9 protein-coding genes are annotated in these 7,991 nt (G+C 34.1%); 8 read left to right on the top strand and 1 reads right to left on the bottom strand.

Annotation, left to right across the window (positions count from 1 at the left end; genetic code table 11):
• From AB6B24_RS12235 to AB6B24_RS12210, 6 genes are all read left to right on the top strand, one after another.
• The coding region (locus AB6B24_RS12235; protein WP_369164807.1) for an IS6 family transposase at nucleotides 1-614 on the top strand (614 nt) is incomplete at its 5' end.
• Nucleotides 615-671: 57 nt separating this feature from the next.
• Complete coding sequence (locus AB6B24_RS12230; RefSeq protein ID WP_347450089.1) at nucleotides 672-830, top strand: hypothetical protein; 159 nt, start codon at nucleotides 672-674, stop codon at nucleotides 828-830.
• 13 nt (nucleotides 831-843) lie between these two features.
• Nucleotides 844-1,437 carry a hypothetical protein gene (locus AB6B24_RS12225; RefSeq protein ID WP_289426286.1) on the top strand — a complete coding sequence of 198 codons (594 nt, stop codon included), beginning with the start codon at nucleotides 844-846 and terminating at the stop codon, nucleotides 1,435-1,437.
• 560 nt (nucleotides 1,438-1,997) lie between these two features.
• Nucleotides 1,998-2,504, top strand: a complete 507-nt coding sequence (locus tag AB6B24_RS12220) for an FMN-binding protein (protein WP_369164804.1) — start codon at nucleotides 1,998-2,000, stop codon at nucleotides 2,502-2,504.
• A gap of 2 nt (nucleotides 2,505-2,506) precedes the next feature.
• A complete protein-coding gene (locus AB6B24_RS12215; RefSeq protein ID WP_369164802.1) occupies nucleotides 2,507-3,283 on the top strand; it encodes an FAD:protein FMN transferase in 777 nt (258 codons plus the stop codon).
• A complete protein-coding gene (locus AB6B24_RS12210; protein WP_369164801.1) occupies nucleotides 3,267-4,544 on the top strand; it encodes an FAD-binding oxidoreductase in 1,278 nt (425 codons plus the stop codon). Before AB6B24_RS12215 ends, AB6B24_RS12210 begins: the two co-directional genes overlap by 17 nt.
• Nucleotides 4,545-4,638: 94 nt before the next feature.
• Here the strand turns inward: AB6B24_RS12210 and AB6B24_RS12205 are convergent, their stop codons facing one another.
• Nucleotides 4,639-5,193 (bottom strand): recombinase family protein, encoded by a 555-nt coding sequence (locus AB6B24_RS12205; protein WP_014017399.1) that lies wholly within the window; start codon nucleotides 5,191-5,193, stop codon nucleotides 4,639-4,641.
• Nucleotides 5,194-5,429: 236 nt separating this feature from the next.
• Here AB6B24_RS12205 and AB6B24_RS12200 point away from each other — a divergent pair, with 236 nt between their 5' ends.
• On the top strand, nucleotides 5,430-5,789 hold the full coding sequence (locus AB6B24_RS12200) for a metalloregulator ArsR/SmtB family transcription factor (protein WP_003726380.1): 360 nt from the start codon (nucleotides 5,430-5,432) through the stop codon (nucleotides 5,787-5,789).
• Nucleotides 5,786-7,903 (top strand): heavy metal translocating P-type ATPase, encoded by a 2,118-nt coding sequence (locus AB6B24_RS12195; protein ID WP_369164798.1) that lies wholly within the window; start codon nucleotides 5,786-5,788, stop codon nucleotides 7,901-7,903. The genes AB6B24_RS12200 and AB6B24_RS12195 overlap by 4 nt, the downstream gene beginning before the upstream one ends.
• The last annotated feature ends 88 nt before the right edge of the window (nucleotides 7,904-7,991 follow it).

Raw genomic sequence — 7,991 nt, 5'->3', positions numbered from 1 at the left:
GTTATAACCTTAGCTATCGTGAAGTTCAAGAAATCTTATATGATCGTGGCATTAACGTTTCTCACACAACAATTTACCGTTGGGTTCAAGAATATGGTAAGCTGATCTATCAAATCTGGAAAAAGAAAAATAGACAGTCCTTTTATTCGTGGAAAATGGACGAAACTTATATTAAAATTAAAGGGAAGTGGCATTATCTCTATCGTGCAATCGACTCAGAAGGCATGACACTGGATATTTGGCTAAGACGAAAGAGAAATACTCAGTCTGCTTATGCTTTCTTTAAACGACTATACAAGCAGTTTGGGGAACCGAAAGTTATCGTGACAGATAAAGCACCATCAATTGCTAGTGCTTTTAGGAAGTTACAAAAGCAGGGGCTATACAGCGAAACTGATCACCGGACAGTCAAGTATCTCAATAACTTAATTGAGCAAGATCATAGACCTGTTAAACGTCGAAATAAACTTTATCAAAGTCTTCGTACTGCATCAACTAAGATTAAGGGCATAGAAGCATTGAGAGGCATATACAAAAAGAACCGAAGAAATGGAACGCTCTTCGGCTTTTCGGTATCTACTGAAATTAAAGTTTTGATGGGTATATCAGCATAGTCAAAGTATCAGAATGGGAATTTTGTACTCAGTATTGAAACTTTGCAACAGAACCGCATGGTATTTCAACAGAGTATTTTAGATAATGATTTGACAGTTATGGAAAATTTGAGTATTCGAAATAAACTTTATAAAGAAGCCAAATCTAATCATATTGATGCTTTGATTCAGAAAATCGGGTTAACTGAATTTAATATTGGCATGAGAACAGAGTAGTTAGGTGGAAATAATGGTTAATTTGTCATTACAAGGTTCTATGGCTGTGGGGAAAACTACTGCCTTAAGGCTTATTGAAAAACATGATTCTACAATTCATATTAGTTATGAAAAAAATAAACAGGTTGTTGATGAGATCAGGAATAGAAAATTAGACAAAAATAGATACAACGACTATATAGAAATACAAAGATTATTTATTTTAAACGAGGTTAAAAGATATCAATTGGCTTCTCAATATAATTGTTCCATAATGGATTTTGGAGCAGAAGAGATTGAATTCTACACGTTAAATTATCCAAAAGCAATCGGAGTTGATTGGGAAGTAGCTAAACCTTTAGAAACAGAGCTACAACTTTTAAAAAGATGTTTACCGAAAAGAATTCTTTACTTGAATGCTGCAAACGAAACATTAGTAGAACGAAAAAAAAGAGATATCTCAAGAAACAGAGAATTTTTTGATTTCTATGTTCAAAAATTATTACCCTTAAAGCGAGAATGGTTTTTTAATCAGGATGTTGTTGATGTTATAGAAGTCGATAGTAAATCAGAGAGAGAAGTAAGTGATTACGTTTATGAGTGGATTGGTATCCAAATGAATAAATAGCGACTGTCATTTGTTCCGATACTAAAAAGATCAACTACATTGAAGGTGGAGATTATTCTTGATGGAGGCGCTGATGTCAAGATTATGGACAGGTTTTAAATATAACGTGTGGAAAGGTTATAATAAACTAGACACAAAGTTAAGAGAAATCGTGGAAAGGTTTATTATAACCTTTCCAATTTTTTAACTGAAAAACTGCTAAACCGATTCCAACAAAAAAATAAAATAATTCTGACGAATCGTGTGTGAAATCAGAATGATTTTTGCTTTTGTTTAAGAATATTTAAAAATAACATAAATTTTGAATATAAACAACTTATAATTATCACAAAATATACCCTGTATTTCTATTAAAAAGACTCTCATTTTCTCATAATAACGCCACACTCTCTACATTTTTTTGGACAACTATTATACCATAAGATATGGTATTGCTTTTACTTGATAATACTCCATTATTGTTAAGTTTCAATAAATTTTAAGTTAAGATACGGTTCACTTGATGTGTTTATAATACTAAAAAAGATAAAATTTATTAAGAATAAAAAAAGGAGGAAATTATGAAGAAATTTTTTGCACTCATTACTTCAATAGGAATAGTTGGAGCGATTGGATTAGATGGTTACTATCTCTTCACTCAAAACTCGAAACAAGTTCAAGGAACTACAACAGTTGAAAGTCAGTCACAAGGAGCTTCAACTTCTAGTTCGTCTCCCTCATCAACCTCCGCTGCTTCTGAGGCTGTCAGTTCTTCTACTTCTTCAACCAGTTCAAACGGAGAATATAAGGATGGCACTTATAGTGGTTCTACTGTTTCAACTCGATGGGGGGATGTCCAAGTACAAGTCAAAATTTCAGGAGGAAAAATTTCAGATGTTTCTTTCTTAAAGAGTACTTCTGAAGATGGAAAATCTCGAAGTCAAGAAATTGATGCACAAGCAGAGCCCATCTACATTTCTGAAGCTAAACAAGCAAATTCTGCTAATATTCAAGCTGTTTCAGGTGCAACAGTGACTTATAAGGGTTACACCGAATCTCTCCAAGCAGCACTAGATCAGGCGGTATAACAATGGAACAAAAGAAAATTCAATTAGTTGATGGCAACAAGGAGCTTATAACATTTGTAAAATTTACCATGGGTACTGCCTTTACTACTCAAATAGTTGTAGGAAGGAGAACAAGTGAAAAACTTTATCCTGAACTCAAAAAAATTTCTCAAAATTTATCATCCTACTTAGATCAGATAGATAAAAAGTTTAGCCCTTTCAAAGCAAATTCTGAATTGAATCAATTTAGAAGAGGGGAGCTAGATTGGTTTAGTTTATCAGAGGAGATGCGTTATGTGATTGTTTCTTGTGAACAAGCAAAAAGTGTGACAGAACATGCCTTTGATCATTATTATTCAGGGGTTCTGGATACGACTGGTTTTGTTAAAGGTTGGGCAATCGAAACCGCATTCCAACAATATCTAGCTCCTCTTTTAGGCAATCCATTAATTCATGCAGTTAACCTTATTGGTGGTGGAGATATGCAAATGAAGACAAGAAAGGATTCCAACTGGACATTTACCATTGGTATTGTTGATCCTTTTGATAAAAAGAAAGCCATCTATGAGGTTAAAATGAAGTCTGGAGCTATTGCGACTTCAGGAATTATGGAACGAGGGCATCATATTGAAAATGCGGACAATTCTTTGGTACAAACTACTGTTGTTGGAGAGAGTTTACAAGTTGTAGATGTTTATGCGACTGCTTTGATGATTAATCCAAACTTAGCTCTTCCACAAAAGTTTCAGAGTATTATCATTGATAGAGAGGGGGAACGGAAGCATGCTCAAATCTCATAAATATTGGCTAGGTTTGTTTTGGTTGGTTACTATTTTTATCTTGCCACTTCCATTAATCATTACCTTAGCTCATGGTCTCTCTGGAACAATTAATCAATCAGAACTTTTTGCTTCTCAACTCGGTTCAATTGCTTATGTTTGGATGCTATTTTCAATTATGGTTTCTGAAAAACCTAAATGGTTGGACTCATTAATAGGATTACCAGAAATGTATTTTACGCATGGAGTAATGGGATGTACTGCTATTTTATTTTCTTTTATTCATAAAGAATTACTTCACTCTTATGGGGCTATTGCATTAACTGGAAATATTGCTTTATACCTCTTTATAGGTATTGCTTTGTATTCCATCATTTTTTTGTCTGGTTGGATAACTTCCCATTTTTCACTACTGGGACACATTAAAAAAAAGCTAGAAAAAATATTCAGATATGAAACTTCTGTCTGGATACATAAACTAAATCTAGTCGCTACCCTTTTTGTTTTTGGTCATGTCATCTTAATTGATTATATCCGTTCTATTTCTTCATTCATGTTTTGGTTCTATCTCTACTCTATCCTCACTGCGTGTGTTTATATTTATATGAAAACAATCAAGAAAGTACTGTATCATTCAGGAAAGCTAATTGGTAATCAAAAACTCTCTCATAATATCACTGAATTAACGATCCATATTACACATCGTGCTTCATTTAAAGCTGGGGATTATGCATTTATTAGTTTCCCAGAGGTTTCAGGAATGAAAGAACCTCATCCGTTTTCAATTGTTAATTATAACCCCAAAAAGCGAACTTTAACGTTTGCAATACGAAATCAAGCTGATTTTACAAAAAAAATTAATCACCTTAAACTGGGAAGCAAAGTAATTATTGATGGTTCGTATGGTAGACTCTACCATGCAGTGAAGGAGCATGAGTCAAACGACTTAATTCTAATTGGCTCAGGAATTGGATCTGTTCCTTTAATCTCTCTAGCAATTAACTTGCAAAATAGCAGGCCGATTACCTTTATAAGAATTGCAAGTAAAGAAGAAGATTTAATCTATGAAGCGGAACTAATAAATATCGCAAACAAAAATACAAAGTTTATTTACCATTCTCAAATTGGGCGTTTAACTCCTGAACAAATCATAAAACTATACAGTAAAGAAGGGTTCTATCTTATTGGGGGATCTCCTCAAATGATGAGAGGAACTAAAAAATTATTAATGAATGGTGGTGTAAATCGTGCACAAATTTATGGTGAAAAATTTAATTTCTAGAGTGAATGATTTAAATATATATTATGAACAAAAGTCAAGGATATAATAAAACCAGCTCATAACTTAATCGTTGTGAGCTGGTTTTTGGTTTATTCTAAAACTTATTAATATATCTATAAATTGTTGTTCTAGAAACTCCCCAAGAATCCGCAATCGATTTAATTGGTGTTCCACTTTCTACCAATGTTTTAAGAAGCTTTACGTCTTGCTTTGAAAATTTCTCAGGTCTTCCTCCAAGCCGCCCTCTTGCACGTGCGGCTTCTCTACCAGCGGCAGAACGTTCTAAAATAAGGTTTCGTTCAAATTCCGCAAAAGCCGCAAACAAATGAAACATCAATTGTCCAGTCGAACTTGATTTATCCATTGTAATATTTTCTTGTAGACTATGAAAACTTACCCCTTTATTATTAAGAGAATTAACAATATTAATGAGATCTTCCATATTTCTACCTAATCGATCCAATCGCCAAACAACAATCGTATCCCCAGGACGAGAAAATTCAACTGCGGATTTTAATCCAGGTCTTTCTTTTTTACTTCCTGACATATGGTCAGTAAATATTTTTTCACAATTATATTTTTCAAGGCTATCTTTTTGTAAATCTAAATTTTGAAGTCCAGTTGAAACTCGGGCATATCCAATATTCATTTTTATTCCTCCGCTGATACTATTGTATCATAACTTGAAAGCACCTATATAAATGAACATAGAATAAATTACGGGTTAATGAACATTAAATGTAAATGATTTTGAGAAATTTAATAGGAAAAGAAGAGTGTTCAGAAAATGACCATTTTATGAACATTCAAACATTCACTTGAATATAGATGGATGTTCTGATATAATACATTCAAACAAACATTTGAATGTAAAGGAATGATCGTATGAATAATGAAATTTGTGAAATAACTTGTATTCATGAAGACAAAGTTAATCGTGCTAAATCTAAACTAGCAAACTTTGATACTCCGTCAGTAAGTGGTTTCTTTAAAATATTGTCAGATGAAAATCGACTTAAAATTGTACATGCTTTAGTTCATGAAGATGAGCTATGTGTTTGTGATATTGCTAATATCATTGATGCTTCGGTCGCAACAACTTCACACCATCTGAACTCCTTAAAAAAATTGGGAGTAGTTGATAGTCACAAGGATGGTAAGTTAGTCTACTATTTTATTAAAAATATCAAAATCTTAAATCTTATGGAGCTTGGCGTAAATTTTAAAGAAGAGGTGCTAGCATGAGTGAGAAAATGACCGAAAAAACCTATCGAATAGAAGGATTAAGCTGTACAAATTGTGTAGGTAAATTTGAAAAAAATGTAAAGCAGTTGCCAGGAGTTACGAGTGCAACAGTAAACTTTGGTGCAAGTAAGATTTCAGTAGAAGGCCAAACAACAATTGAAGAACTCGAAGAAGCGGGAGCCTTCGAAAATCTTATCATTCGTGATGATCAAGAAAATGATGAACAAGTTAGATCAAAAGAGTCTTTTATTAAACGGAATATCGCTTTAATCATCTCTCTTGGTTTTATACTTGTTGCTGTGATTTCCCAACTATCATTGGGCGAAGATCATTTATTAACGAAAGCTCTTTATATATTGGCAATAATAATTGGTGGATTTGATTTATTTAAAGAAGGGTTCTCTGATTTGATCAAATTGGACTTCTCCATGGAATCTTTAATGACTATTGCAATTATTGGGGCCGCATTTATTGGAGAATGGGCCGAAGGTTCTATTGTAGTAATACTATTTGCTATTAGCGAAGCTTTGGAACGATTTTCAATGGATAAAGCAAGACAGTCGATTCGTTCTCTTATGGATATAGCTCCCAAAGAAGCTCTTATCAGGAGAAACAATGTAGAGCAATTAGTCAGTGTCGATAAAATCGATATCGACGATATTATGATCATTAAACCCGGACAAAAAATAGCCATGGATGGGCTTGTTATCAACGGTCATTCTTCAGTAAATCAAGCAGCAATAACAGGAGAATCGGTTCCTGTTGAAAAACAGTTAGATGATGAAGTGTTTGCAGGAACACTAAATGAAGAAGGTGTTCTTGAAGTCAAAGTAACAAAAAAAGTAACGGATACAACGATTGCCAAAATCATTCACTTAGTTGAAGAAGCGCAAGGAGAACGAGCTCCTGCACAAGCCTTTGTAGATAAATTTGCAAAATACTATACGCCATTCATAATTATTATGGCCCTTTTGATAGTGGTTGTTCCTCCGCTATTCTTTGGTGGTGACTGGAATAAATGGCTTTACCAAGGGTTATCCATTTTAGTTGTCGGATGTCCTTGTTCATTAGTGATCTCAACACCTGTTTCAATTGTTTCGGCTATTGGTAATGCAGCAAAAAATGGTGTTTTAGTAAAAGGCGGAGTCTATCTGGAAGAAATTGGTCATTTGAGAGCAATTGCTTTCGATAAGACTGGAACCTTAACAAAAGGAAAGCCTGTCGTAACGGATTTCATTGCAACCAGTTCTGAAACTGATATAAATTATCTATCGATTATTTCATCGTTGGAATCTCTTTCTCAACACCCATTAGCTTCTGCTATTTTAAACGAAGCGGATAAAACTAATGTGGATTACAAGTCAATACAAATCGAGGATTTCCAATCTATCACAGGTAAAGGACTTACAGGTATACATCAAAACATACGTTACTATATTGGAAGCCCTAAACTGTTTTCTGCATCAGTAATCGAAGAAACAGCGGTCAAAGTACAATACAGACAATTTCAAGAACAAGGGAAAACCGCCATGTATTTCGGTACTGACGAACAAATTTTAGGAGTAATTGCTGTCGCGGATGAAGTAAGAGATTCAAGTGCTGCCGTTATTTCTGAACTCCACAAGTTGTCAATTGAACACACTATTATGCTTACTGGTGATAATACTAAAACTGCTGAATCTATTGGTAAGCAATTAGGTGTGACTGAAATAAAAGGAGATCTAATGCCTCAAGAAAAATTAGATTCGATTAAAGCGTTGCGGACAACTTATAATAAAGTAGCAATGGTGGGCGACGGCATTAATGATGCACCAGCATTAGCTGCATCGACGGTTGGTATTGCAATGGGCGGTGCAGGAACAGATACGGCTCTCGAAACTGCTGATGTTGCTCTAATGGGCGACGATTTACAAAAATTACCATTCATTGTTAGACTTAGCCGTCAAACTCTAAAAGTAATTAAGCAAAATATCACCTTCTCATTAGGTATAAAACTATTAGCTCTACTACTAGTCATACCAGGTTGGCTAACACTATGGATTGCTATTGTAGCAGATATGGGAGCAACGCTTTTAGTAACATTAAACGGATTACGATTGATGAAAGTTAAATAACACAACAAATAAAAGAAGGCATGTTTATAAGCGTGCCTTCTTTTTATGATACTTTTTAGTTTTTTTGAACGCTAGTTATGAAGCAAAC

It is taken from the genome of Lactococcus sp. AK05 (genome assembly GCF_041026685.1).
Classification (GTDB): Bacteria; Bacillota; Bacilli; order Lactobacillales; family Streptococcaceae; genus Lactococcus; species Lactococcus lactis.
Note: the sequence above shows the minus strand (reverse complement) of the source record. Positions and strands in the feature narration are given on the sequence as shown.

Coding starts and splice junctions, on each gene's coding strand:
- AB6B24_RS12225 (WP_289426286.1), top strand. CDS start 844: ATGGTTAATTTGTCATTACAAGGTTCTATGGCTGTGGGGAAAACTACT.
- AB6B24_RS12215 (WP_369164802.1), top strand. CDS start 2,507: ATGGAACAAAAGAAAATTCAATTAGTTGATGGCAACAAGGAGCTTATA.
- AB6B24_RS12200 (WP_003726380.1), top strand. CDS start 5,430: ATGAATAATGAAATTTGTGAAATAACTTGTATTCATGAAGACAAAGTT.
- AB6B24_RS12230 (WP_347450089.1), top strand. CDS start 672: ATGGTATTTCAACAGAGTATTTTAGATAATGATTTGACAGTTATGGAA.
- AB6B24_RS12210 (WP_369164801.1), top strand. CDS start 3,267: ATGCTCAAATCTCATAAATATTGGCTAGGTTTGTTTTGGTTGGTTACT.
- AB6B24_RS12205 (WP_014017399.1), bottom strand. CDS start 5,193: ATGAATATTGGATATGCCCGAGTTTCAACTGGACTTCAAAATTTAGAT.
- AB6B24_RS12220 (WP_369164804.1), top strand. CDS start 1,998: ATGAAGAAATTTTTTGCACTCATTACTTCAATAGGAATAGTTGGAGCG.
- AB6B24_RS12195 (WP_369164798.1), top strand. CDS start 5,786: ATGAGTGAGAAAATGACCGAAAAAACCTATCGAATAGAAGGATTAAGC.